The organism is Variovorax sp. TLI9-5A (assembly GCF_056867935.1).
Genome location: NZ_CP200310.1, coordinates 5,740,643 through 5,763,787, shown reverse-complemented (window position 1 = coordinate 5,763,787; position 23,145 = coordinate 5,740,643). Strand labels below are relative to the sequence as shown.

Annotated in this window: 21 protein-coding genes, 1 tRNA gene and 1 pseudogene; 16 read left to right on the top strand and 7 right to left on the bottom strand. The window is 67.6% G+C overall.

The window, feature by feature from the left end; all coding sequences use genetic code 11:
- Positions 1–124 precede the first annotated feature (124 nt).
- From AC1VNX_RS27465 to AC1VNX_RS27450, 4 genes are read left to right on the top strand one after another with little or no spacing between them, the layout of a single operon-like run.
- Positions 125–1,054: a branched-chain amino acid ABC transporter permease gene (locus AC1VNX_RS27465; RefSeq protein ID WP_483160734.1), complete on the top strand. Its 930-nt coding sequence runs from the start codon at positions 125–127 to the stop codon at positions 1,052–1,054.
- Positions 1,055–1,067: 13 nt separating this feature from the next.
- Positions 1,068–2,276, top strand: a complete 1,209-nt coding sequence (locus AC1VNX_RS27460; RefSeq protein ID WP_483160733.1) for a branched-chain amino acid ABC transporter permease — start codon at positions 1,068–1,070, stop codon at positions 2,274–2,276.
- Between the two features lie 20 nt (positions 2,277–2,296).
- A complete protein-coding gene (locus AC1VNX_RS27455; protein WP_007830307.1) occupies positions 2,297–3,070 on the top strand; it encodes an ABC transporter ATP-binding protein in 774 nt (257 codons plus the stop codon).
- A gap of 1 nt (position 3,071) precedes the next feature.
- A complete protein-coding gene (locus tag AC1VNX_RS27450) occupies positions 3,072–3,836 on the top strand; it encodes an ABC transporter ATP-binding protein (RefSeq protein WP_483160732.1) in 765 nt (254 codons plus the stop codon).
- 15 nt (positions 3,837–3,851) lie between these two features.
- Here the strand turns inward: AC1VNX_RS27450 and AC1VNX_RS27445 are convergent, their stop codons facing one another.
- Together AC1VNX_RS27445 and AC1VNX_RS27440 are read right to left on the bottom strand one after the other, a co-directional pair.
- On the bottom strand, positions 3,852–4,310 hold the full coding sequence (locus AC1VNX_RS27445; RefSeq protein ID WP_184635311.1) for a (2Fe-2S)-binding protein: 459 nt from the start codon (positions 4,308–4,310) through the stop codon (positions 3,852–3,854).
- An 11-nt stretch (positions 4,311–4,321) separates the two neighbouring features.
- Positions 4,322–6,508, bottom strand: a complete 2,187-nt coding sequence (locus tag AC1VNX_RS27440) for a xanthine dehydrogenase family protein molybdopterin-binding subunit (RefSeq protein ID WP_483160731.1) — start codon at positions 6,506–6,508, stop codon at positions 4,322–4,324.
- Positions 6,509–6,652: 144 nt separating this feature from the next.
- Here AC1VNX_RS27440 and AC1VNX_RS27435 point away from each other — a divergent pair.
- Positions 6,653–7,410, top strand: a pseudogene (locus tag AC1VNX_RS27435) (Crp/Fnr family transcriptional regulator).
- Here AC1VNX_RS27435 and AC1VNX_RS27430 read toward each other — a convergent pair.
- A complete protein-coding gene (locus AC1VNX_RS27430; protein ID WP_483160730.1) occupies positions 7,382–8,362 on the bottom strand; it encodes a Bug family tripartite tricarboxylate transporter substrate binding protein in 981 nt (326 codons plus the stop codon). The pseudogene AC1VNX_RS27435 and the gene AC1VNX_RS27430 overlap by 29 nt on opposite strands.
- A 46-nt stretch (positions 8,363–8,408) precedes the next feature.
- Positions 8,409–9,473, bottom strand: a complete 1,065-nt coding sequence (locus tag AC1VNX_RS27425; RefSeq protein ID WP_483160729.1) for a CDP-6-deoxy-delta-3,4-glucoseen reductase — start codon at positions 9,471–9,473, stop codon at positions 8,409–8,411.
- An 85-nt stretch (positions 9,474–9,558) separates the two neighbouring features.
- Here AC1VNX_RS27425 and AC1VNX_RS27420 point away from each other — a divergent pair, with 85 nt between their 5' ends.
- Positions 9,559–10,491, top strand: a complete 933-nt coding sequence (locus AC1VNX_RS27420; RefSeq protein ID WP_483160728.1) for an NAD-dependent epimerase/dehydratase family protein — start codon at positions 9,559–9,561, stop codon at positions 10,489–10,491.
- Between the two features lie 128 nt (positions 10,492–10,619).
- Here the strand turns inward: AC1VNX_RS27420 and AC1VNX_RS27415 are convergent.
- Positions 10,620–10,704 (bottom strand) — tRNA-Leu (locus tag AC1VNX_RS27415).
- 42 nt (positions 10,705–10,746) lie between these two features.
- Here AC1VNX_RS27415 and cysM point away from each other — a divergent pair.
- From cysM to AC1VNX_RS27400, 3 genes are all read left to right on the top strand, one after another.
- Positions 10,747–11,649, top strand: coding sequence for a cysteine synthase CysM (cysM, locus tag AC1VNX_RS27410; protein WP_483160727.1), 903 nt, complete (start codon positions 10,747–10,749; stop codon positions 11,647–11,649).
- A 140-nt stretch (positions 11,650–11,789) separates the two neighbouring features.
- Positions 11,790–12,365: an NUDIX domain-containing protein gene (locus tag AC1VNX_RS27405; protein ID WP_301507167.1), complete on the top strand. Its 576-nt coding sequence runs from the start codon at positions 11,790–11,792 to the stop codon at positions 12,363–12,365.
- Positions 12,355–12,582: a sulfurtransferase TusA family protein gene (locus AC1VNX_RS27400; protein ID WP_081265854.1), complete on the top strand. Its 228-nt coding sequence runs from the start codon at positions 12,355–12,357 to the stop codon at positions 12,580–12,582. Before AC1VNX_RS27405 ends, AC1VNX_RS27400 begins: the two co-directional genes overlap by 11 nt.
- 67 nt (positions 12,583–12,649) lie before the next feature.
- Here AC1VNX_RS27400 and galU read toward each other — a convergent pair whose 3' ends face one another.
- Complete coding sequence (gene galU, locus AC1VNX_RS27395; protein ID WP_483160726.1) at positions 12,650–13,540, bottom strand: UTP--glucose-1-phosphate uridylyltransferase GalU; 891 nt, start codon at positions 13,538–13,540, stop codon at positions 12,650–12,652.
- 99 nt (positions 13,541–13,639) lie between these two features.
- Positions 13,640–16,519 (bottom strand): valine--tRNA ligase, encoded by a 2,880-nt coding sequence (locus AC1VNX_RS27390; protein ID WP_483160725.1) that lies wholly within the window; start codon positions 16,517–16,519, stop codon positions 13,640–13,642.
- A 107-nt stretch (positions 16,520–16,626) separates the two neighbouring features.
- Between AC1VNX_RS27390 and yaaA the strand changes: the two genes are divergently transcribed.
- The 7 genes from yaaA (at position 16,627) to AC1VNX_RS27355 (ending at position 23,125) form a co-directional block, all read left to right on the top strand.
- Positions 16,627–17,412 (top strand): peroxide stress protein YaaA, encoded by a 786-nt coding sequence (gene yaaA / locus AC1VNX_RS27385; RefSeq protein WP_301507153.1) that lies wholly within the window; start codon positions 16,627–16,629, stop codon positions 17,410–17,412.
- Positions 17,413–17,564: 152 nt separating this feature from the next.
- Positions 17,565–18,407 carry a 2OG-Fe(II) oxygenase gene (locus tag AC1VNX_RS27380; RefSeq protein WP_483160724.1) on the top strand — a complete coding sequence of 281 codons (843 nt, stop codon included), beginning with the start codon at positions 17,565–17,567 and terminating at the stop codon, positions 18,405–18,407.
- A gap of 23 nt (positions 18,408–18,430) precedes the next feature.
- Entirely contained in the window at positions 18,431–19,336 is a 906-nt protein-coding gene (locus AC1VNX_RS27375) for an alpha/beta fold hydrolase (protein ID WP_483160723.1), read from the top strand.
- Positions 19,333–20,199 (top strand): NADPH-dependent 7-cyano-7-deazaguanine reductase QueF, encoded by an 867-nt coding sequence (gene queF / locus AC1VNX_RS27370; protein ID WP_483160722.1) that lies wholly within the window; start codon positions 19,333–19,335, stop codon positions 20,197–20,199. The genes AC1VNX_RS27375 and queF overlap by 4 nt, the downstream gene beginning before the upstream one ends.
- A gap of 125 nt (positions 20,200–20,324) precedes the next feature.
- Positions 20,325–21,254, top strand: a complete 930-nt coding sequence (locus AC1VNX_RS27365; protein WP_483160721.1) for an SDR family NAD(P)-dependent oxidoreductase — start codon at positions 20,325–20,327, stop codon at positions 21,252–21,254.
- A gap of 79 nt (positions 21,255–21,333) precedes the next feature.
- A complete protein-coding gene (locus AC1VNX_RS27360; RefSeq protein WP_483160720.1) occupies positions 21,334–22,224 on the top strand; it encodes a LysR family transcriptional regulator in 891 nt (296 codons plus the stop codon).
- Between the two features lie 13 nt (positions 22,225–22,237).
- The gene (locus AC1VNX_RS27355; protein ID WP_483160719.1) at positions 22,238–23,125 is read left to right on the top strand and encodes a LysR family transcriptional regulator; all 888 of its coding nucleotides are present in this window, start codon (positions 22,238–22,240) and stop codon (positions 23,123–23,125) included.
- Positions 23,126–23,145 lie beyond the last annotated feature (20 nt).

Below are 23,145 nucleotides of genomic sequence, written 5' to 3'. Positions count from 1 at the left end.
CCCGCCCACAAATCCGCCGGCGACACATGTTGGCTGGTTTTTTGCTTGTCAAGCCAGGGGCGCCAAACCGGTGACCCGGTGGGTGAATGGCACCCCAACGGTGCAACACATAGGAAATCGCGTTATGGACATTTTGCTGCAGCAGATCATCAACGGTCTGGTTCTCGGCAGCATGTACGCCTTGATAGCCTTGGGCTACACAATGGTGTACGGCATCATCAATCTGATCAACTTTGCGCACGGTGAAGTGCTGATGGTGGGGGCGCTCACGAGCTGGACCATCATCGGGCTCATGAAGGACGGCATGCCCAACACACCGGGCTGGCTGATCCTCTTCATCGCGCTGATCATTGCCTGCGTCGTCGCGGCAACCCTCAACTTCGTGATCGAGAAGGTGGCCTACCGGCCGCTGCGCAACAGCCCCAAGCTCGCGCCGCTCATCACCGCCATCGGCATGTCGATCCTGCTGCAGACGCTGGCAATGATCATCTGGAAGCCGACCAACAAGGCGTATCCCACGCTCCTGCCTTCCGACCCGATCCACCTCGGCGGCGCGGTCATCTCGCCCACCCAGGTCATGATCCTCAGCGTCACGGCGTTCTCGCTCGTGGTGCTCATGTGGCTGGTCAACTACACCAAGCTCGGCCGCGCGATGCGCGCCACCGCCGAGAACCCGCGCGTCGCCGCGCTCATGGGCATCCGACCCGACATGGTCATCTCGGCCACCTTCATCATCGGTGCCGTGCTCGCGGCCATCGCCGGCGTGATGTATGCGTCCAACTACGGCATCGCGCAGCACGCCATGGGCTTCCTGCCCGGCCTCAAGGCCTTCACCGCGGCCGTGTTCGGCGGCATCGGCAACCTGGCCGGCGCGGTGGTCGGCGGCATCCTGCTCGGCCTCATCGAAGCCATCGGCTCCGGCTACATCGGAACGATCACCGGCGGCGTGCTGGGCAGCAACTACAGCGACATCTTCGCGTTCATCGTGCTGATCGTCATGCTCACGCTGCGTCCGTCCGGTCTGCTCGGCGAACGCGTGGCCGACCGCGCCTGAGGAGCTTGCCATCATGAAGAACAGCAAGAACTTCGCCCTCTGGATCATCGGCGCCATCGCCGTGCTCGCGCTGCCGCTGCTGCTGCAGATGCAGGGCAACGCATGGGTGCGCATCGCCGACATCGCACTGCTCTACGTGCTGCTGGCCCTGGGCCTGAACATCGTGGTCGGCTACGCCGGCCTGCTCGACCTGGGCTACGTCGCCTTCTTCGCGGTGGGGGCCTACCTCTTCGCGCTGATGGGCTCGTCGCACCTGTCCGAGACCTTCGAGTGGTTCAAGATCACCTTCCCGAACGGCATGCACACCTCGCTGCTGATCGTGATACCGGCAGCCTTCGTGCTGGCGGCGGTGCTCGGCGTGCTGCTGGGCGCGCCCACGCTGAAGCTGCGTGGCGACTACCTCGCCATCGTCACGCTCGGCTTCGGCGAAATCATCCGCGTGTTCCTGAACAACCTCGACCAGCCGGTGAACATCACCAACGGTCCGAAGGGCATCACCTCGATCGACTCGATCAAGTTCTGGGGGCTCGACCTGGGCAAGGCGCTGAAGTTCGACGGCTTCACCATCTCCTCGGTCACGCTCTACTACTACCTGTTCCTGGTGCTGGTGCTGGTCACTATCCTGATCTCGCACCGCCTGCAGCTCTCGCGCATCGGCCGCGCATGGATGGCCATCCGCGAGGACGAGATCGCCGCCAAGGCCATGGGCATCAACACCCGCAACATGAAGCTGCTGGCCTTCGGCATGGGCGCGAGCTTCGGCGGCGTTTCGGGCGCGATGTTCGCGGCCTTCCAGGGCTTCGTGTCGCCCGAGTCCTTCAGCCTGATGGAGTCGGTGATGATCGTGGCCATGGTCGTGCTCGGCGGCATCGGCCACCTGCCCGGCGTGATCCTGGGCGCCATCCTGCTGGCCGCGCTGCCCGAAGTGCTGCGCTACGTGGCGGGCCCGCTGCAGTCGCTGACCGACGGCCGCCTCGACGCGTCCATCCTGCGCCAGCTGTTCATCGCCCTGGCCATGATCGTCATCATGCTGGTGCGTCCGCGCGGCCTGTGGCCCTCGCCCGAGCATGGCAAGACGCTCGCCAGGAAGGGCGTGGCGCCCGTCGACCCGGCCCATGCGGCCGTGGCGCCCGGATCGCTGCAGACCCACGCGCCGGGCGTCGACACGCCCGCAGACGAACTGCCGGGCGCGGCTTCCCGTCCCATGTCGATCAATCCCTGAACGCCCGAGGAAGAATCAACATGACGACAGACACCATCCTCGACGTCCGGGGCATCTCCAAGCGTTTCGGCGGGCTGCAGGCCCTCTCCGACGTGGGCATCACCATCAAGCGCGGCCAGGTCTACGGACTGATCGGCCCCAACGGTGCCGGCAAGACCACCTTCTTCAACGTGATCACGGGGCTCTACACGCCCGACAGCGGCACCTTCGAGCTCGCGGGCAAGCCCTACCAGCCGACGGCGGTGCATGAAGTGGCGAAAGCCGGCATCGCGCGCACCTTCCAGAACATCCGCCTCTTCGCCGAAATGACGGCGCTCGAGAACGTGATGGTCGGGCGCCACATCCGCACGCATTCGGGCGTGCTCGGCGCGATGTTCCGCACCGGCGGCTTCAAGGCCGAGGAAAAGGCCATCGCCGACCGCGCGCACGAACTGCTCGACTACGTGGGCATCGGCAAGTTCGCCGACTACAAGGCGCGCACGTTGTCGTACGGCGACCAGCGCCGCCTGGAAATCGCACGCGCCCTGGCCACCGACCCGCAGCTCATCGCGCTGGACGAGCCTGCCGCCGGCATGAACTCCACCGAGAAGGTGGCGCTGCGCGAGCTGATCGACCGCATCCGCCGCGACAACCGCACCATCCTGATCATCGAGCACGACGTCAAGCTCATCATGGGCCTGTGCGACCGGGTCACCGTGCTGGACTACGGCAAGCAGATCGCCGAGGGCACCCCGGTGGACGTGCAGAAGAACGAGAAGGTGATCGAGGCCTACCTCGGCACCGGAGGACATTGAGATGAGCGCAGCAACGATGACGAGCGAACAAGACACCGCGACGAAGACGGCGGGCAAGGTGCTGCTGAAGGTCAACGGCCTGAAGGTGGGCTACGGCGGCATCCAGGCCGTCAAGGGCGTGGACTTCGAGGTGCGCGAGGGCGAGCTGGTCTCGCTGATCGGCTCCAACGGCGCCGGCAAGACCACCACCATGAAGGCCATCACAGGCACGCTGCCGGCCGGGGCCGGCAACATCGAGTTCCTGGGCCGCAGCATCAAGGGCCGCGGCGCCTGGGACCTGGTGGAAGAGGGCCTCGTGATGGTGCCGGAAGGCCGTGGCGTGTTCACGCGCATGACCATCACCGAGAACCTGCAGATCGGCGCCTACATCCGCAAGGACAAGGCAGCCATCGCGAGCGACATGGAGCGCGTGTTCGTCACCTTCCCGCGTCTGCGCGAGCGCAAGGACCAGCTGGCCGGCACCATGTCGGGCGGCGAGCAGCAGATGCTGGCCATGGGCCGCGCGCTCATGGCGCGCCCCAAGGTGCTGCTGCTGGACGAACCCACCATGGGCCTTTCGCCCATCATGTGCGACAAGATCTTCGAGGTGGTGCAGACCGTGGCCTCGCAGGGCGTGACCATCCTGCTGGTGGAGCAGAACGCCAACCGCGCGCTGCAGCTGGCCGACCGCGGCTACGTGATGGAGTCGGGGCTCATCACCATGAACGGCGACGCCAAGGAACTGCTGAGCGACCCGCGCGTGCGGGCCGCCTACCTTGGCGAATAAGCTCTTTCTCTCTTCCTACCCCATCGCCGCAGCCGCAGCCTTGATGGCCTCGCGGATGCGGCCGTAGGTGCCGCAGCGGCACACGTTCTCGATGGCGTCGATGTCGGCGTCCGTCGGGTTGCGCGTGCGGCGCAGCAGGTCCACCGCGGCCATGATCTGTCCCGGCTGGCAGAAGCCGCACTGCGGCACGTCGAGGTTCAGCCAGGCCTGCTGCACCGGGTGCAGCGTGTTGCCGTTGGCCAGCCCCTCGATGGTCGTCACCTGCCGGCCGCGCACGTCGGACACCCGCGTCGAGCAGGTGGTGACGGCCTTGCCGTCCACGTGGCAGGTGCAGGCCTTGCACACGTTGATGCCGCAGCCGTACTTCGGCCCGGTGATGCCGAGCTTGTCGCGCAGCACCCAGAGCAGGGCCATGTCGTCGGGCGCCTCGACGTCGACGTTCTGGCCGTTCACCTTGAAAGATTGCACTGGCATGGGGGGCCTCCTCAGGTCGGGATCGGAACGTTGACGGGCGTGGGCAGCTTGCCCGGCGGGATCGGCGTGAAGTCCACCGGGAAGTTCAGCGGAAAGCTGCGCGGCTTGGTGCCGGTGGCGCGCGCGTACGCATTGGCGATCGCGCCCGAGCTCGCCGACAGGCCCACTTCGCCCAGGCCGCCGATGGCCTCGCCGCTGGGCGGCATGATGATGACCTTCACGTCCTTCGGGTAGTTCTTCATGCGCGAGAAGTGGTACTGCGAATAGCTGCCTTCCAGCGGCAGCCCGTTCTGGATGTGCAGGCCCGCGGTGAGCACCAGCGCGATCGATTCGCACAGGCCGCCCTGCATCTGCGCCTCGATGCCCGAGGGATTGACGGGCGTGCCGACGTCGATCGCGATCGTGGCGCGCACCACCTTCGCGGCCGACGGCACCCGCGCGTCGATCTCCACGATGCAGGCCGTGAACGACTTCGTCTCCTGGTGCACGCCCACGCCCTGCGCGAAGCCCGCGGGCATCGCCTTGCCCCACTGCGCCGCCTCGGCCACCGCCTTGAGCACCGCGCGGGCGCGCGGCAGGCGCAGGTACTCAAGCCGGAATGCGACCGGGTCCTTGCCCGCCGCCTTGGCCATCTCGTCGACCAGGATCTCCTCCACCAGCCGCGAGGGCTGGATGTGCACCGAGCGGTACGAGCAGGTGTTCATGTCCATCGCCACCGGCGTCAGCAGCTTGGTCGTCACGCCGAAGTTGTAGGGCGAGGAGACCATGGTCTTGAACATGATCTGCTCGATCGCGAAGTTGCCCACCGTCTGCGGAAAGGCGTTGGGCAGCGCGATGGCCGCGGCCTCCAGCATGTTGCCGAAGCCGTGGCGTGTGTCGAGCCGCACGCCGGCGATGCGCTGCTCGAAGGCGATCACCTGGCCCAGCAGCATCGTGGCGCGCGCCTTGTGGAACATCGGCGGGCGCATGCGCGTGTGGCGCATGTCGTCGGTGCGGTGGTACATCAGGCGGCAGGGGCGCCCGAGCGCCTTCGACACCTGGATCGCCTGCAGCACCGGGTCCCAGAAGAGGCGCCGGCCGAAGGAGCCGCCCGAGGGCACTACATGCACGGTCACCTTGGCCAGCGGCAGGCCCAGCTCGGCCGCCACCGCCTGCTGCGTGACGATGGGGCTCTGCAGCCCGGCCCAGATCTCGGCGCGATCAGGGCGTACGTCGGCGATCGCGCACTCCACTTCCATCGGGCAGTGCGCGGCCGGCGCGAACTCGAATTCGCCCTCCACGGTCAGCGCGCCCAGCGGCGGCAGCGCGAAGGGCAGCAGCGCCGACTTCAGCTTGCGCATGATGGTCGCGTTCGACTCGCCGTCGATCGGGCCGGCGCCCCATGTCACGTCGAGCGCGTTCACCGCGGCCCATGCCTGCCCGAAGGTCTCGGCCATCACGGCCACGCCGGGCGGCGTCGGCGTGATGCCGTTGGTCGAGGGTATGGGCACCACGCCGATCACGCCCGGCATGGCCATCACCGTGTTCATGTTGTTGATGCTCACGAACTTGCCGTTGATGGTCGGCGGGCGCCGCACCATCGTCGGCATCGCGCCGGGCACCGCCTGGTCGAGCGTGAACTTCTTGCGCCCGGTGACGATGTCCAGCGCGTCGAGCCGCGTGACGCGCTGCCCCACCACCGATGGCGTGGAGCCCGAGAGCACGCCGCCGAGGCCTCCCAGCAGCGGCATCCCGGCATGCAGCGAACGCACGCTCGACGAGCCGCCGGTGAGCTGGTTCCAGATCAGCTCGGGGCTGGCGTCGGCCGAGGTCACCTCGATCGCGCTCAGCGGCAGCCGCAGCTTGTCGGCCAGCATCATCGCGGTGGCCGTGGCGATGCCCTGGCCCACTTCCAGCCGCGGCAGCGCGAGCCGCACGCGGCCGTTCTCGCCGTTCGTCACTTTCACGAGGGGCATGGTCGGCAGCGAAGTCAGCGTCACCGCATCGCCGATGTCGAAGAGGTCGGTGGTGTCGGGAGGCGTCATCGGCAGCAGCGCGGCGACTGCGCGGGAGGAGGCGGTGAGGCCGCCCAGTCCGGCGGTCGCCGACAGCAGCGGCGCGGCCGTCGCATAGCCCAGCACGTCGCGCCGGCGCAGGCCCGGCGAATCACCGTCGTCCGGTCCGCGTGGGGGGCGCGGCCTATCGTTCGAACGCTTCATCGTTGTCTCCTTGTCGTGGTGGCGAACGCGGGCGACTGTGGCATCATCCCCGCGCCCGGGATGTCGTTGGAACGACATTCCTTACGGCCCGCGATGGACCGGCTCTTGCGACGAGCCGGCCGTGTCCTGGGAGGAGACCCGACGATGTCGACGAGCGCGCTGGAGAACATGCTCCGCGAGAGTCTGTGGGCGCGAGCCCTCACGAGCGAGGAACTCGATCGTGTCGTGCAGGAGTCCCATGAGCGCACCGTTCCAGCCGGCGGCTTCGTCGTGCGGCGCGGCGAGCCCGCCGATCACTGGGTCGGCGTGATGGACGGCTTGCTGAAGATGTCCGTGTCGCTGCCGGACGGCCGCGTTTCCACCTTCACCGGCGTCACCGCCGGAGGCTGGAGCGGGAGGGCTCCCTGCTCACCCCCGGCCCTTGGCGCTACGACGGCGTGGCGCTGCGGCCCACCCGCGTCGCATGCATCCCGAAGCACAGCTTCGAGCGGCTCTTGGCCTCCAACATCGAATTCAATCGGTTTCTGTTGTTACACATCAATGCGCGGCTGAGCCTGTTCATCGGGCTCATGGAATTCGACCGGCTGCTGGGGCCCGACGCGCGCGTGGCGCGCTGCCTCGCCAGCCTGTTCGATCCGATCCTCTATCCGCGCGCCGACCGCTTCGTGCGATTGAGCCAGGACGAGATCGGCCTGCTTTCGGCGGTGTCGCGACAGCGCGCCAACCGCGCGCTGCACGCCCTGCAGCGCGACGGTCTGCTGCGCGTGGAGCATGGCGGTGTCGAGGTGCTCGACCTCGCGGGGCTGCGCAGCTATTCGGGCGATGACTCCTCGGTGGCGTTGCGCCGCGAGGAGGCCTTGCCCGAGGACCTCGTCAGTCCACCTTCGCGCCGGTGGCCTTGACGACCTTCTCGTACTTGGCGAGCTCGCTCTTCATGAAGGCGCCGAACTGCTCGGGCGAACTGCCCACCGGCTCGGCCAGCAGAGAGGCGAAGCGGGTCTTCGTCTCCGGCGCATTCAGCGCCGCCACGAAGGCCTGGTTGAGCTTCACGACCACGTCGTGCGGCGTGCCGGCCGGCGCGACCAGGCCCCACCAGGTGTCGATCGAGAAGCCCTTGAGCGTGTCGGCCACGGGCGGCACCTCGGGCAGCGAGCTGCTGCGCTGCAGCGTCGTCACCGCGAGCGCCTTGAGCTTGCCCGAGCGGATGTTCGGCGCGGCGGTGGCGAGGTTGTCGAAGTTGAAGTCGACCTGGCCCGAGATCAGCGCCAGTTGCGCCGGATTGCCGCCGTTGTACGGAATGTGCAGCGCGAAGATGCCTGCTTCCTTCTTGAACAGCTCGCCCGCGAGGTGCCCCGCGCTGCCGTTGCCGCCGCTGCCGTAGTTGAGCTTGGCGGGGTTGGCCTTGGCGTAGCGGATCAGGTCGGCCACGCTGTTGATGTTCAGGCGCCTGGCGGTGTCGGCGTTCATCACCAGCACGTTGGGCACGCGGACCATCTGCGTGATCGGCGCGAAGTCGGTCGCGGCGTTGAACGGCATCTTGCTGTAGAGCCACGGGTTCACCGCATTGGTGGCGGTGGCCGCGATGCCGATCGTCAGGCCGTCGGCCGGCGCCTTCGCCACCGCGTCGGCGCCGATGTTGCCGCCCGCGCCGGGCTTGTTGTCGATGATGACCGTGCCCAGAGAGTCCTTCACGCGCTCGGCCAGGATGCGCGCCGTGTTGTCGATCGGACCGCCGGCCGCATAGGGAACCACCAGGCGGATGGGGCGCTGCGATTGCTGCGCCATGGCCTGGCCGGTGCCCAGCAGGGCGGTGGCGCTTGCGATCAGGGTGAGGAGGAAGTGTCTCGTCTTCATTTTGTTCTTGGGTCTGTTCTCGGGATACCGAGAGGTCGGGGAAATCTCAGGGGAGGGCCTTGTCCGCCTCCGTGGTGAACGCATCGGCGAAGAACTCTTCTTCCGGCAGTCCCGCCAGCGCCACATAGTCGCGCTTGGCCGAGTCGACCACGATGGGCGCGCCGCAGGCATACACCTGGTGGCCGGAAAGGTCGGCGAAGTCTTCGAGCACGGCCTTGTGGACGAAGCCGGTGCGGCCGGTCCAGTTGTCCTCGGGCGTGGCGTTGGAGACGACGGGCACGTAGCGCAGGTTCGGCATCTGTGCCATCTGCTCGCGCAGCCAGCCGTCCATGTACAGGTCCTCGGGGCGGCGGCCACCCCAGTAGAGCGTGGCGGGCCGGTCGATACCCTTGAACTGCATGTGCTCCAGCAGCGCCTTGATCGGCGCGAAGCCGGTGCCGGAGGCCAGCAGGATCATCGGCTTGTCGGAGTCCTCGCGCAGGAAGAAGCTGCCGAAGGGGCCTTCGATGCGCAGGATCTCCTTTTCCTTCATCGTGCCGAAGACGTGGTCGGTGAACTTGCCGCCGGGCAGGTGCCGCAGGTGCAGCTCGATGCCCGTGCCGGGCTGGGCCAGCGTGTGCGGCGCATTGGCCATCGAGTAGCTGCGGCGCGCGCCGTCGCGCAGGATGAATTCGACGTACTGGCCTGCGTAGAACTGCAGCGGCTCGCCGGCCGGCAGCTGCAGGCGCACCAGCATCACGTCGTGCGACTGGCGCGTGAGAGCCATCACCCGCACCGGCATCTTGCGGATCGGCAGCGCGCCGGCCTCGGTGACCTGGCGAGATTCGAGCACCACGTCGCTCGTGGGATGGGCGCAGCAGGTGAGCACGTAGCCGGCCAGCTGCTCCTCGGCGCTCAGGGCTTTGCTCTGGTGAGGGCCAAGGGTGACCTCGCCCGAGAGCTTCTTGCACTTGCACGAGCCGCAGGCGCCGTCCTTGCAGCCGTAGGGCAGGCCGATGCCCTGGCGGATGCCCGCGGCCAGGATGGTTTCGTCGCCCTGGACCACGAAATGGCGCCCGCTGGGTTCGACGGTGATGGAAAAGCCCGCTTCGTGCGGCGCCGTGACAGTCATCGGTATTCTTCGAGGGGTAACGCTCTTTCCGGGCCGCCTGCGGCCAGGAGAGCAGCAACTGAATTGGGAAGACGGGAACAGGATTTTGCCTTCAATCAATAGCCCCTCCGGCGCGCTGCCAGCGCGGTTCCGGCGCGAACGCCTGCTGATCGTCGGTTGCGGCGACGTCGGCCAGCGCGTGGCGCGCGACCTGCGCGGCCGCACGCAGCTGGTGGCGCTCACTTCATCGGCCGACCGCGTGGCCACCTTGCGCGCTGCCGGAATACGCCCCCTGGTGGGCAACCTGGACGATCCGGCCACCCTTCGCCGCCTCGCCGGCATCGCCACCCGCGTGCTGCACCTGGCGCCCCCCGCGCGCGACGGCGGCCCCGCCTGGTGGCGCGACCAGCGCACCACCACGCTGGCGCGGGCCCTGCGGCTGCGCTCCGTGCCCTCGGCTTTCGTCTACGGCTCCACCAGCGGCGTCTATGGCGACTGCGGCGGCGCCCGCATCGACGAAACCCGCGCCGTGCGCCCCGACACCCCACGCTCCCACCGCCGCGTCGACGCCGAACGCGCAGTGCGCTGGCTCGGCCGCAGCGCGGGCGTGCGCGCCAGCATCCTGCGCATTCCGGGCATCTACGCCCCCGACCGCGAGAACGGCACCCCCCGCGCCCGTCTGCAGCGCGGCACGCCCGTGCTGCGGCGCGAGGACGACGTCTACACCAGCCACATCCACGCCGACGACCTCGCCCGAGCCTGCATCGCCGCGCTCTACCGCGGCAAGCCGCAGCGCGTCGTGCACGCCGCCGACGACACCGAACTGCGCATGGGCGACTACATCGACCTGGCCGCCGATCTCTACGGCATGCCCCGCCCGCCCCGCGTGGCCCGAGGCGAGGCCGAGCGGCAGCTTCCGCTGCAGCTGCTGAGCTTCATGGGGGAATCGCGCCGGCTGGACAACACAAGGCTGAAGCGCGAACTGAGGGTGCGGCTTGCGCATCCGACGGTACACACCGGCCTGCGCGAAACAGCATAAGAAAAACGGGGGAGAAGGAGTCTTTTACAAGGACACCGTGGAACCGGCTCCGCCGGGCCACCGGTGTCGCCCCCGGAAGGGGTTGGCGCAGCGACACGAAGTGCGCGAAGCCTGGGGGAGAGCCAAGCTGGTGCCCGGGGCCGGAATCGAACCGGCACGCCTTGCGGCGGGGGATTTTGAGTCCCCTGCGTCTACCAATTTCACCACCCGGGCAGGGTTCTGAATGAAGCCCAAAATTATGGCACAGTGGCTGGCATGAACTATCCGACGATCGAAGACGCCATCGGCAAGACCCCTCTGGTCGCACTGCAACGCATCGATGCCGCAGAAAACGCCAGGCGCGGCAACGTGATTCTCGGCAAGCTCGAAGGCAACAATCCCGCCGGTTCCGTCAAGGACAGGCCGGCCCTCTCGATGATCCGGCGCGCAGAGGAGCGCGGCGAAATCAAGCCCGGCGACACGCTCATCGAAGCCACCTCCGGCAACACCGGCATCGCGCTTGCGATGGCCGCGGCCATCAAGGGCTACCGCATGGTGCTCATCATGCCGGAGGACCTCTCCGTGGAGCGCGCACAGACCATGAAGGCCTTCGGCGCCGAACTGGTGCTCACGCCCAAGAGCGGCGGCATGGAATACGCGCGCGATCTTGCCGAGCAGATGGTGGCCCAGGGCAAGGGCCGCGTGCTCGACCAGTTCGCCAACCCCGACAACCCGCGCATCCACTACGAGACCACCGGCCCCGAGATATGGGCCGACACCAAGGGCAAGGTCACGCACTTCGTGAGCGCCATGGGCACCACCGGCACCATCACCGGCGTCTCGCGCTTCCTGAAAGAGAAGAACCCGGCCGTGCGCATCATCGGCGCGCAGCCGGCCGAAGGCTCGCGCATTCCGGGCATCCGCAAGTGGCCCGCCGAGTACCTGCCGAAGATCTTCGATCCCAGCCGCGTCGACGAGGAAATCAGCGTGAGCCAGAGCGATGCCGAAGAGATGTGCCGCCGCCTCGCGCGCGAGGAAGGCATCTTCGGCGGCATCTCTGCCGCAGGCGCGCTGTGGGCCGCGCTCGAAGTGTCGAAGACGGTGGAGAACGCCACCATCGTGTTCGTGGTCTGCGACCGCGGCGACCGTTATCTCTCCACCGGCGTCTTCCCCGCCTGACAAGGCCCGCCCCCAGGCTATGCGCACTTCGTGTCGCTTCGCCAACCCCCTCCGGGGGCAACACCTGCAGCCCGGCAAAGCCGGTTCTGCGGTGTTCCTGGAAGGGGCCACTACTCAACAACAAGAAGGCTGAGAACCCCATGCCCCATCCCAAGTTCTGCCAGGTCTGTGCCACGCCGCTCGAGTGGATCGCGCTGATGGAAGACGGCGGCCCCAAGGAGCGCCTGCGCTGCACCAACTGCGGCCACACGCACTGGAACAACCCGACGCCGGTGCTCGCCGCCATCGTCGAGTACCGCGGACAGGTGCTGCTGGCGCGCAACGCGGCGTGGCCCGGCAAGATGTTCGCGCTCATCACCGGCTTCATGGAAGCCGGCGAAACGCCCGAGGAAGGCATCGCGCGCGAGGTGAAGGAAGAAACCAACCTCGACGTGAGCGCCACGAAGATCGTCGGCGCCTACGACTTCCAGCGCATGAACCAGGTCATCATCGCCTACCACGTGGTGGCCGACGGCGAGGTGAAGCTCTCGCCCGAGCTGGTCGACTACCGCCTCTACGACCTGCCCGATCTCAAGTGCTGGCCCGCCGGCACAGGCTATGCGCTGGCCGACTGGCTGCGCACGCGCGGCCATGAGCCGGTGTTCTTCACCGCCGCCGAGAATGAGGAGCGCCGCCGCGGCCTCAACTTGCCCCCGGAGCCCGGCAATGCAAGTTGATCGCGAACTCGACACGCGCGGCCTGAACTGCCCGCTGCCCATCCTCAAGGCGAAGAAGTCGCTCAACGAGATGACGAGCGGCCAACTGCTGAAGGTGGTGTCGACCGACCCCGGCTCGATCCGCGACTTCCAGGCCTTCGCGCGCCAGACCGGCAACGAGCTGATGGAGCAGGAGACCGTCGGCACCGACTTCATCCATGTGCTGAAGCGCCGCTGAGCTCGACGAGCCGAGAAGAAAAAGGGCCGCTTTTGCGGCCCTTTCTGCGTGTGCTCGAAGCTGCGGATTACAGCTTCAGGCTCTTGAGGTACTCGCGGAAATCCGCGCCCACTTCGGGGTGCGCCAGCGCCAGTTCCACCGATGCCTGCAGGAAGCCTTCCTTGCTGCCGCAGTCGTAGCGGATGCCCTTGTACGAGTACGCGTAGACCGATTCCTTCTTCATCAGCGCCGCGATGCCGTCGGTCAGCTGGATCTCGCCGCCCGCGCCCTTGGGCTGGTTGCGGATCTCGTCGAACACGCCCGGCGTGAGGATGTAGCGGCCTGCCACGCCGAGGCGCGAGGGCGCATCTTCGGGCTTCGGCTTCTCGACCATGCGGTTGACCTTCACCAGGCCTTCTTCGATCGCGTCGCCGGCCACGATGCCGTAGCGCTTGACGTGCGCCAGCGGCACCTCCTGCACCGCGAGCAGCGAGCCGCCGAGGCGGGCGAAGGCTTCGGTCATCTGCGCCAGCACCGGCTGGCCGCCGTCGGGACCGACCATCAGGTCGTCCGCCAGCAGCACGGCGAAAGGCTCGTTGCCGACCAGGTGCTCGGCGCACAGCACCGCGTGGCCCAGGCCCAGCATGCGCGGCTGGCGAACGTAGGAGCAGGTCATGTCGTCGGGCATGACCGAGCGGGCGATGTTCAGCAGGGCGGTCTTGCCGCTGGCCTCGAGCTGGCTCTCGAGTTCGTAGGCGGTGTCGTAGTGGTCTTCGATGGCGCGCTTGTTGCGCCCGGTCACGAAGATCATGTCGCGGATGCCGGCTGCGTACGCCTCTTCGACGGCGTACTGGATCAGCGGCTTGTCGACCACCGGCAGCATTTCCTTGGGCTGCGCCTTGGTGGCCGGCAGGAAGCGGGTACCGAAGCCGGCAACGGGGAATACGGCCTTGCGGATGCGGGTCGCGGATGTGGACATGGGCGGTTCAGCGTCTTTCGTCAAAGAGGGGGATGGCAGGATGCGAAACGGCGCGCAGCCGCTCCAAGCATCCTAAACGCCTTCGAAACCCGGAGTCTGTCAGCCGAGGCGTACAAGCTGGTCGCGCAAACGTTCCAGAGTGGCTGTGAAGTCAGTCAGACGTTTACGTTCCTGCTCGATCACGGCCGGCGGGGCCTTCGCGACGAACGCTTCGTTACCCAGCTTGGAGTGCACCTTGGCGATCTCGCCCTCGACGCGCGCGACTTCCTTGCCGATGCGAACCTTCTCCGCGGCCTTGTCGATCTCCATGTGCAGGCACAGGCGCGCGGCACCCACCACCGCGACCGGCGCGGCTTCGGCGGCAGCCGACCACGAGGCCTCGTCGTCGAAGACCTTCACTTCCTTGAGCTTGGCGAGCGCCTGCAGCACCGGCGCGGATTCGCGCAGGAAGGCCGCGCCCTCGGCATCGTCGGCCACCGCGTAGAGCGGCAGGCGCGTGGCGGGCGACACGTTCATCTCGCCACGCAGCGTGCGGCATGCATCCACCAGCGCCTTCAGCCGCGCCGCATGCGCCTCGGCCACCTCGTCGATCTTCTCGGGCTGGCTCTTCGGATAGGCGGCGACCATGATCGACTCGCCCTCACGTCCTGCAACCTTCGAAACCTTCTGCCACAGCTCTTCCGTGATGAACGGAATCACCGGGTGCGCCAGGCGCAGCAGCGTCTCGAGCACGCGGATCAGCGTGCGGCGCGTGGCGCGCTTCTGCGCGTCGTCGCCGGTCTGGATCTGCACCTTGGCGATTTCCAGGTACCAGTCGCAAAACTCGTCCCATGCGAACTGGTAGATCGCGGTAGCGACGTTGTCGAGGCGGTATTCCTCGAAGCCCTGGGCCACCTCGGCCTCCACGCGCTGCAGCTTCGACACGATCCAGTAGTCGGCGCGGCTGAACTTCAGGTAGCCGTGCGCCTTGCCGCCGACCTTGCAGTCCTCCTTGCTGTGCTCCAGCAGGCCGCAGTCCTGGCCCTCGCAGTTCATCAGCACGAAGCGCGTGGCGTTCCACAGCTTGTTGCAGAAGTTGCGATAGCCCTCGCAGCGCTTCGAGTCGAAGTTGATGCTGCGGCCCAATGAGGCCAGCGAGGCGAAGGTGAAGCGCAGCGCGTCGGCGCCGAAGGCCGGGATGCCGTCGGGAAACTCTTTTTGCGTGTTCTTGCGAACGGCCGGCGCCGTCTCTGGCTTGCGCAGGCCCTGCGTGCGCTTGTCCAGGAGCGCGGGCAGCTCGATGCCGTCGATCAGGTCCACCGGGTCGAGCACGTTGCCTTCGGACTTGCTCATCTTCTTGCCCTGAGCGTCGCGCACCAGGCCGTGGATGTACACGTGCTTGAACGGCACCTTGCCGATGAAGTGCTTGGTCATCATGATCATCCGGGCGACCCAGAAGAAGATGATGTCGTAGCCCGTCACCAGCACGGTCGAGGGCAGGTACAGGTCGAGGTCCTGTGTCTTCCCGGGCCAGCCCAGCGAGGAGAAGGGCACCAGCGCCGACGAATACCAGGTGTCGAGCACGTCCTCGTCGCGCACCAGCTTCCTGCCGGGCGCCTTGGCCTGCGCGGCGGCTTCGTCTTCCGCCACGTACACGTTGCCTTCCTCGTCGTACCAGGCGGGAATCTGGTGGCCCCACCACAGCTGGCGCGAGATAGTCCAGTCCTGGATGTTCTCCATCCAGTGGTTGTAGGTGTTGACCCAGTTCTCGGGCACGAAGCGTACTTCGCCCGACTTCACCACGTCGATGGCCTTCTGCGCGATCGACTGGCCGTCGGCGCCAGGGCGCGTCATGGCCACGTACCACTGGTCGGTGAGCATCGGCTCGACGATGGCGCCCGAGCGCGCGCACCGCGGCACCATCAGCTTGTGCTTCTTCACCTCGACCAGCAGGCCCAGCGCGTCGAGGTCGGCCACGATGGCCTTGCGCGCCACGAATCGGTCGAGGCCGCGGTACTTCTCGGGGGCGTTGTCGTTGATGGTCGCGTCGAGCGTGAGCACGCCGATCATGTCCAGCTTGTGGCGCTGGCCGACGGCGTAGTCGTTGTAGTCGTGCGCGGGCGTGACCTTCACGACGCCGGTGCCGAACTCCTTGTCGACATAGTCGTCGGCAATGATCGGGATCAGCCGGTCCACCAGCGGCAGCTTCACGCGCTGGCCGATGAGATGCTTGTAGCGCTCGTCTTCGGGGTGGACCATCACGGCCGTGTCGCCGAGCATGGTCTCGGGCCGGGTGGTGGCCACGGTCAGCGCGCCGCTGCCGTCTTCGAGCGGGTAGGCGATGTGCCAGAGCGAGCCGTCTTCCTCTTCGCTTTCCACTTCGAGGTCGCTCACCGAGGTCTTGAGCACCGGGTCCCAGTTGCCCAGGCGCTTGCCGCGGTAGATCAGGCCTTCCTCGTACAGCTTCACGAAGGTGTGGGTGACGACCTTGGAGAGGTCGTCGTCCATGGTGAAGTATTCGCGGCTCCAGTCCACCGTGTCGCCCATGCGGCGCATCTGCTCGGTGATGGTGTTGCCCGACTTTTCCTTCCATTCCCACACGCGCGCCACGAAGTTCTTGCGGCCCAGGTCGTGGCGGCTGACCTTCTGCTCCTGCAGCTGGCGTTCCACCACGATCTGCGTTGCGATGCCCGCATGGTCGGTGCCGGGCACCCACAGCGTGTTGTCGCCCTTCATGCGGTGATACCGCGTGAGGCTGTCCATGATCGTCTGGTTGAACGCATGGCCCATGTGCAGCGTGCCCGTCACGTTGGGCGGCGGCAGCTGGATCGCGAACGATTCGGCGCCTTCCTTGGGTTGCTGCGTGCCTCTGAAGCCGGCCTTGGCATAGCCGCGCTTCTCCCATTCGGGTCCCCAGTGCGCCTCGATGGCGGCGGGCTCGAACGATTTGGAAAGGCTGTCCAGACCAGGCTGGGCGGGAGGGGTGGTGGGTTCGCTCATGGGGAAATGCAGAACGGCCCTTGGGGAGCCGTTGGGGGACACAGGTGAGGTAGCCCGCGATTTTACCGGGGCGGCTCCCCGTCACGGCCGCCACTGATAATTCCGGCATGCTGTTCCTGCTTTCCCCTGCGAAGTCGCTCGACTACGAAACCCCCGTCCCCTCCGAAATCCCCGCCACCCAGCCCCATTTCGAATCGCCCCGCGGCCCCTCGGTCGAACTCATCAAGCTGCTGCGCGAGAAGTCGCCCCAGCAGATCTCCGAGCTCATGAGCCTGTCGGACAAGCTCTCTGCCCTGAACGTGGCCCGCTACGAAGCCTGGTCCAGCAAGAGCAGCCCGAAGAACGCCCGCCAGGCCGCCTTCGCCTTCGACGGCGACGTCTACGGCGGGCTCGATGCCCGCACCCTCACGAAGGCCCAACTGGCCTGGGCGCAGGACCACGTCTGCATCCTCAGCGGCCTCTACGGCCTGCTGCGCCCGCTCGACCTGCTGCAGCCCTATCGCCTGGAGATGGGCACCCAGCTCGCCAACCGCCACGGCAAGGACCTCTACGCCTTCTGGGGCTCGCGCATCGCCGAGCACCTGAACCAGCGCCTCGCGGCCGACAGTTCGCCGGTGGTCATCAACGTCGCGTCGAACGAGTACTTCAAGTCGGTGGACCGCAAGGTGCTCAAGGCCCGTGTGGTCGAATGCGTGTTCGAGGAGTGGAAGGGCGACAGGTACAAGATCGTGAGCTTCTTCGCCAAGCGTGCCCGGGGCCTGATGGCGCGCTGGGCCGTGCAGCACAAGGCGGCCACGCCCAAGGCACTGGAAAAGTTCGACCTCGAGGGTTATGGTTTCGACGCTCAGGTATCGACAGCCGAAAGGCTGGTGTTCAGGAGAAGGCTGGGATGACCCCCGGTCTTCACGCACTTCGTGTCGCTTCGCCAACCCCCTTCCAGGGGCAACACCGGCGGCCCGGCAAAGCCGGTTCCGCGGTGTTCCTGGCGCGAGCAGCGGTGGTTTCATGCGTCTTGAGTCTTGGCGCAACTTGGAGGAATACTGAGATGTCGCAAGCTATCAGTCCGGAACTGCGCGAATGGCTGGTTGCCCAGCTCGCAGCCGGGCATTCGGTGCCGGCGCTGCGCGCTTCCATGCGCGCGGCGGGCTGGCACGATGCCGCCGCCGATAGGGCGCTGGCACAGCTGGAAGCCGGCTTCCCGAACGTGGAAGTCGCGCTGCCGCCCGTGCAGGCGAAGATGCCCGGGCCCGACCTCGACGGCGCGCCGCTTTACATCGACGCGGGCGATCGCCGCGTGCAGGTGCTGCAGACCATGCGGCATCCGCGCGTGGTGGTCTTCGGCAACCTGCTGTCGGCCGAGGAGTGCGAAGGCCTGATCGCCGCCGCGCGCGTGCGGCTCGCGCGCTCGCTCACGGTCGAGACGCGCACCGGCGGCGAGGTGCTCAACGTCGACCGTACCAGCGACGGCATGTTCTTCGAGCGCGGCGAGAACGAGATCGTCGCGCGCCTCGAGCAGCGCATCGCCGCGCTGCTGCGCTGGCCGCTCGAATTCGGCGAGGGCCTGCAGATCCTGCGTTACGCCCCCGGTGCGCAGTACCGCCCGCACTACGACTACTTCGACCCCAGCGAGCCCGGCACGCCCACCATCCTCAAGCGCGGCGGCCAGCGCGTCGCCACGCTGGTGATGTACCTGCAGGAGCCCGAGGGCGGCGGCGCCACCACCTTTCCCGACGTGGGCCTCGAAGTGGCCCCGGCGCGCGGCTGCGGCGTGTTCTTCAGCTACGACCGGCCCGACCCCGTCACCCGCACCCTGCACGGCGGCGCGCCGGTGCTGGCGGGCGAGAAATGGGTCGCTACCAAGTGGCTGCGCGAGCGCGAGTTCAAGTAAGCGCAGGCACAACGAAGCAATCGATGAAAGTCACCGCCAACGGGCTGCAGATCGAGGTCGACGACAGCGGAGGCGAAGGGCGCCCCGTCATCCTGCTCATCATGGGTCTGGGCATGCAGCTCGTCGCGTGGCCGACGGCCTTCGTGCAGCAGCTGGTGGACGCGGGCTTTCGCGTGGTGCGCCACGACAACCGCGACATCGGCCTGAGCCAGGGCTTCGACCACGCGGGCGTGGGCAACATCGTGTGGGAAACCATCCGCCACCGCCTCGGCCTGAAGGTGCGATCGGCCTACACCCTGCAGGACATGGCGCTCGATTCGCTCGGCGTGCTCGACGCGCTGGGCATCGGCAAGGCCCACATCGTCGGCGCCTCCATGGGCGGCATGATCGCCCAGCGCATCGCCGCTTTCGCGCCTCGGCGCTCGACCAGCCTGGTGAGCATCATGAGCTCCAGCGGCGCGCGCGGCCTGCCCGGCCCGCGCCGCGAGGTCACCTCCATGCTCATGCGCCGCCCGGCGGGCCGCGACGAGGCCGCGCTGGTCGCGCACAGTATCCGGCTGCTGCGGCTCATCCAGAGCCCGGCCTATCCGCAGACCGACGAGGAGCTTGCCGAGCGGCTCGTCTTCAGCATGCGCCGCTCCTACCATCCGGCTGGCCTGATGCGGCAGATGCTGGCCATCGGCGCCGACGACGAGCGCCCCAGGCTGCTGCCGAGCATCCAGTCGCCCACGCTGGTGCTGCACGGCGATGCCGATGCGCTCGTGCCCATCGCCTGCGGCGAAGACACGGCCCGGCGCATTCCGGGCTCGAAATTCGTTTCCGTTCCCGGCATGGGCCACGACCTGCCGCCCGAGGTGTGCAACATCCTCGCCAATCACATCGCGTCCTTCGCCCATGCGGCGGATGCCGCCCCGACAAGAACATCATGAGCCACGACTCGAACCCCAACACCCCCGAGCAGTCGCAGCTGGGCCGCGCCTCGGCCTACGCCGACCACTACGACCCCACGCTGCTCTTTCCCATCGCGCGCGCCACACAGCGCGAAGCCATGGGCATCAAGACCGGTGCGCTGCCGTTCTTCGGCGCCGACCTATGGACCGCCTTCGAGGTGAGCTGGCTCAACCTGCGCGGCAAGCCGCAGCTGGCCATCGCGCACTTCACCATCCCCTGCGAGACGCCCAACATCATCGAGAGCAAGAGCTTCAAGCTCTACCTCAACAGCTTCAACAACAGCCAGTTCGCCAGCGTCGACGCGGTGCGCGAGCGCCTGCGCGCCGACCTGTCGGAGGCCGCGTGGCGCGGCAGCGACCAGCAGGCCACCATCGGCGTGACCCTGCTGGCGCCCGACATGTTCGACCGCGAGCCGGTGCACGAGCTCGACGGCCTCGACCTCGACCGCCTCGACATCGAGTGCAGCCACTACCAGCCCACGCCCGAGCTGCTGAGCAGCGACGCCACGCAGGCCCCCGTCAACGAGACCCTCACCAGCCGCCTGCTGAAAAGCAACTGCCTCGTCACCGGCCAGCCCGACTGGGGCAGCGTGCAGATCCGCTACAGCGGCCCGCCCATCGACCAGGCCGGCCTGCTCGCGTACATCATCAGCTTCCGCAACCACAACGAGTTCCACGAACCCTGCGCCGAGCGCATGTTCACGGATATCTGGACCCGCTGCAAACCGAACAAGCTCGCGGTGTACGCGCGCTACACGCGGCGCGGAGGGCTGGACATCAACCCGTTCCGCACGAGCTGGCCGCAGGCGCTGCCGCCGAACATCCGGACAGCAAGGCAGTAAAGCCCGGCGGGCCGGCCGCCGAAGCCCCTCTTCGGAAACCCCAAACCCGCTCCAACCCTCCCTGTGGCATTCTGGATTTCGCCCGCGACCCCGTGGGCGAACGAACATCCGAAGCAGAGGCAAGCATGGTTGAAGGAAAAGTGGTCGTCGTCACCGGCGCGGGCGGCGGCATCGGGCGCGACATCGCGCTGGCGATGGCGGCGCATGGCGCGAAGGTGGTGGTCAACGACATCGGCGCGGCGCTCGATGGTGCACTCGACGCCGAAGGCGGCGGCGCAACCAGCAGTGCAGGCCCCGCGCAGCAGGTGGTCGACGAGATCCGCGCGGCGGGCGGGCAGGCGGTGCCCAACACCGACAGCGTGGCCGACGCCGCGAGCGCGGCGCGCATCGTGCAGTGCGCCATCGACAGCTTCGGGCGCATCGACGTGGTGGTGAACAACGCCGGCATCCTGCGCGACCGCTTCTTCCACAAGATGTCGGTCGACGAATGGGACTCGGTGCTCAAGGTGCACCTGTACGGCGCGTACTTCACGAGCCGCGCGGCCGCCACGCACTTCAAGGAGCAGAACTCGGGCGCGCTGGTGCACATGACTTCCACCTCGGGCCTCATCGGCAACTTCGGGCAGGCCAACTACGCGGCGGCCAAGCTCGGCATCGTGGCGCTGTCGAAGTCGATCGCGCTGGACATGCAGAAATTCAACGTGCGCTCCAACTGCATCGCGCCCTTCGCTTGGAGCCGCATGATCGGCGCCATTCCCACCGACACCGACGAGCAGCGCGCCCGTGTCGACAAGATCAAGCAGATGACGCCCGCCAAGGTCGCGCCGCTGGCGGTCTACCTCGCGAGCGACGCCGCGGCGGCGGTCAACGGCCAGATCTTCTCGGTGCGCAACAACGAGATCTCGCTCATCAGCCAGCCGCGGCCGGTGCGCTCCATCCACCGTTCGGAGGGCTGGACGCCGCAGAGCATCGCCGAGCACGCCATGCCCGCGATGCGCGCCAGCTTCTTCGAGCTCGACCGCTCGGCGGACGTGTTCAGCTGGGACCCGGTCTGAGGACAAACCCGCACGGGGCGGCGAGCGGGCTCATTCGCCGGACAATGCGCGTTCCGTTTCCCCTTGATACCGGCGCCCGGTGAATCTGCACTTCGACCTGTTCGACCTGAAACTGTTCGTCTACGTGGCGGACGCACACAGCCTCACGCGCGGCGCGGAGAAGGCCTGCATCTCGCTGGCCGCCGCCTCCGCGCGCATCAAACAGATGGAAGAAGCCGTGGGCGGCAAGCTGCTGCACCGCAGTGCGCAGGGCGTGAGCCTCACGGCGGCGGGGCAGGCGGTGCTCTACCACGCCAAGCGCGTGATGCAGCAGATGGAGCACCTGCGCTGCGACATGCAGGACTTCGGCAAGGGCATCAAGGGCCACGTGCGGGTGTTCGCCAACACCACTTCCATCACCGAATACCTGCCGCAGAAGCTGGCGGGCTTCCTCACCCAGCATCCGGCCGTGCAGGTGGACCTGCGCGAATACCTCAGCGAGGAGATCGTGCGAGCGGTGGCAGACGGCGAAGCCGACATCGGCATCCTCGCGGGCGACGTGCACACGGGCGACTTCGACGCGCGGCCCTTCGGCAGCAACCAGCTCGTGCTGGTGGTGCCTACCACGCACCGCCTCGCGGGCGCGCCCTCGGTGGCCTTTGCCGACACGCTCGAAGAACAGCACGTGGGCCTGCACCACGGCAGCGCCATCCACCGCTTCCTGCAGCGCCGTGCCGAACTCGCGGGGCGCGGCTTCAACCCGCGCATCCAGGTCAGCAGCTTCGAGGCCATCTGCCTGATGATCGAGGCGGGTGTTGGCGTCGGCGTGCTGCCGGCGTCGTCGGCGCAGCGTCTGTCGATGGCGATGCGCATCTCGACCGTGGCGCTCAGCGATGCCTGGGCCGAGCGCGAGCTGAAGCTGATCGCGCGCAACCGCGAGCAGCTGCCAGCCTCCGCACGCGAACTGTTCGACCACCTCGTCGCGCACTGAAAGCGCACGCACCATGTCCGCCGACCTGAAGTCGCTGCGCCTGTTCGTGGCCGTGGCCGATCACGGCAGCATCAGCGAGGGCGCCAAGCGCTGCCACATCGCGCTCGCGGCGGCCAGCAAACGAATCTCCGACCTCGAAGCCCGCGCGCGGCTGCCGCTGCTGGTGCGCCATGCGCGCGGCGTCACGCTCACCTCGGCGGGCCACGGGCTGCTGCTGCATGCGCGCGCCGTGCTCTCGGCCATGGACCGGCTGGGCGCCGAGCTCGACGACTTCCAGAACGGCGTGGCTGGCGTGGTCAGCATCACGGCCAACGCGTCGACCATCGCGCAGTTCCTGCCGGCGCAGATCGGCTCCTTCCTGCGCCTGCACCCTGTGCTGAAGATCGACCTGCAGGAGCGCGCCAGCACCGAGGTGGTGAAGGCGGTGCAGGCGGGCCTCGCCGACATCGGCGTGATCGAGGGCAACACGCCCGCCGAGGGCCTCGAATGCCTGCCTTACCGCACCGACGAGCTGGCCGTGGTGGTGGCGCGCGACCATCCGCTGGCGCGGCGCAGGCGCATCGGCGTGGACGAGGTGCTGCGCCACGACCACATCGTGGTGCGCGAAGGCACGGCCCTGCACCGAGTGCTGCTGGCCACCGCTCTGGAGGCCGGCGTGCCGCTGAAGGTGCGCATGCAGGTGGGCAGCTTCGACATGGTCTGCCGCATGGTGGAGCAGGGCGTGGGCATCGGCGTGCTGCCCTATGCGGCCATCCTGCCGCAGCTGCAGATACTGAAGCTGCGCTGCCTGAAGCTCGACGCGCCGTGGGCGCTGCGCCGGCACCTGCTGTGCGTGCGCAGGCAGCAGGACCTGACGGTGGCCGCGCGCTCGGTGCTGGAGCACCTGGGTTTGCCCGACTGAGCTGCCGGCTCCGTCGAGGC

Coding starts and splice junctions, on each gene's coding strand:
- AC1VNX_RS27465 (WP_483160734.1), top strand. CDS start 125: ATGGACATTTTGCTGCAGCAGATCATCAACGGTCTGGTTCTCGGCAGC.
- AC1VNX_RS27460 (WP_483160733.1), top strand. CDS start 1,068: ATGAAGAACAGCAAGAACTTCGCCCTCTGGATCATCGGCGCCATCGCC.
- AC1VNX_RS27455 (WP_007830307.1), top strand. CDS start 2,297: ATGACGACAGACACCATCCTCGACGTCCGGGGCATCTCCAAGCGTTTC.
- AC1VNX_RS27450 (WP_483160732.1), top strand. CDS start 3,072: ATGAGCGCAGCAACGATGACGAGCGAACAAGACACCGCGACGAAGACG.
- AC1VNX_RS27445 (WP_184635311.1), bottom strand. CDS start 4,310: ATGCCAGTGCAATCTTTCAAGGTGAACGGCCAGAACGTCGACGTCGAG.
- AC1VNX_RS27440 (WP_483160731.1), bottom strand. CDS start 6,508: ATGAAGCGTTCGAACGATAGGCCGCGCCCCCCACGCGGACCGGACGAC.
- AC1VNX_RS27430 (WP_483160730.1), bottom strand. CDS start 8,362: ATGAAGACGAGACACTTCCTCCTCACCCTGATCGCAAGCGCCACCGCC.
- AC1VNX_RS27425 (WP_483160729.1), bottom strand. CDS start 9,473: ATGACTGTCACGGCGCCGCACGAAGCGGGCTTTTCCATCACCGTCGAA.
- cysM (WP_483160727.1), top strand. CDS start 10,747: ATGAACTATCCGACGATCGAAGACGCCATCGGCAAGACCCCTCTGGTC.
- AC1VNX_RS27405 (WP_301507167.1), top strand. CDS start 11,790: ATGCCCCATCCCAAGTTCTGCCAGGTCTGTGCCACGCCGCTCGAGTGG.
- AC1VNX_RS27400 (WP_081265854.1), top strand. CDS start 12,355: ATGCAAGTTGATCGCGAACTCGACACGCGCGGCCTGAACTGCCCGCTG.
- galU (WP_483160726.1), bottom strand. CDS start 13,540: ATGTCCACATCCGCGACCCGCATCCGCAAGGCCGTATTCCCCGTTGCC.
- AC1VNX_RS27390 (WP_483160725.1), bottom strand. CDS start 16,519: ATGAGCGAACCCACCACCCCTCCCGCCCAGCCTGGTCTGGACAGCCTT.
- yaaA (WP_301507153.1), top strand. CDS start 16,627: ATGCTGTTCCTGCTTTCCCCTGCGAAGTCGCTCGACTACGAAACCCCC.
- AC1VNX_RS27380 (WP_483160724.1), top strand. CDS start 17,565: ATGTCGCAAGCTATCAGTCCGGAACTGCGCGAATGGCTGGTTGCCCAG.
- AC1VNX_RS27375 (WP_483160723.1), top strand. CDS start 18,431: ATGAAAGTCACCGCCAACGGGCTGCAGATCGAGGTCGACGACAGCGGA.
- queF (WP_483160722.1), top strand. CDS start 19,333: ATGAGCCACGACTCGAACCCCAACACCCCCGAGCAGTCGCAGCTGGGC.
- AC1VNX_RS27365 (WP_483160721.1), top strand. CDS start 20,325: ATGGTTGAAGGAAAAGTGGTCGTCGTCACCGGCGCGGGCGGCGGCATC.
- AC1VNX_RS27355 (WP_483160719.1), top strand. CDS start 22,238: ATGTCCGCCGACCTGAAGTCGCTGCGCCTGTTCGTGGCCGTGGCCGAT.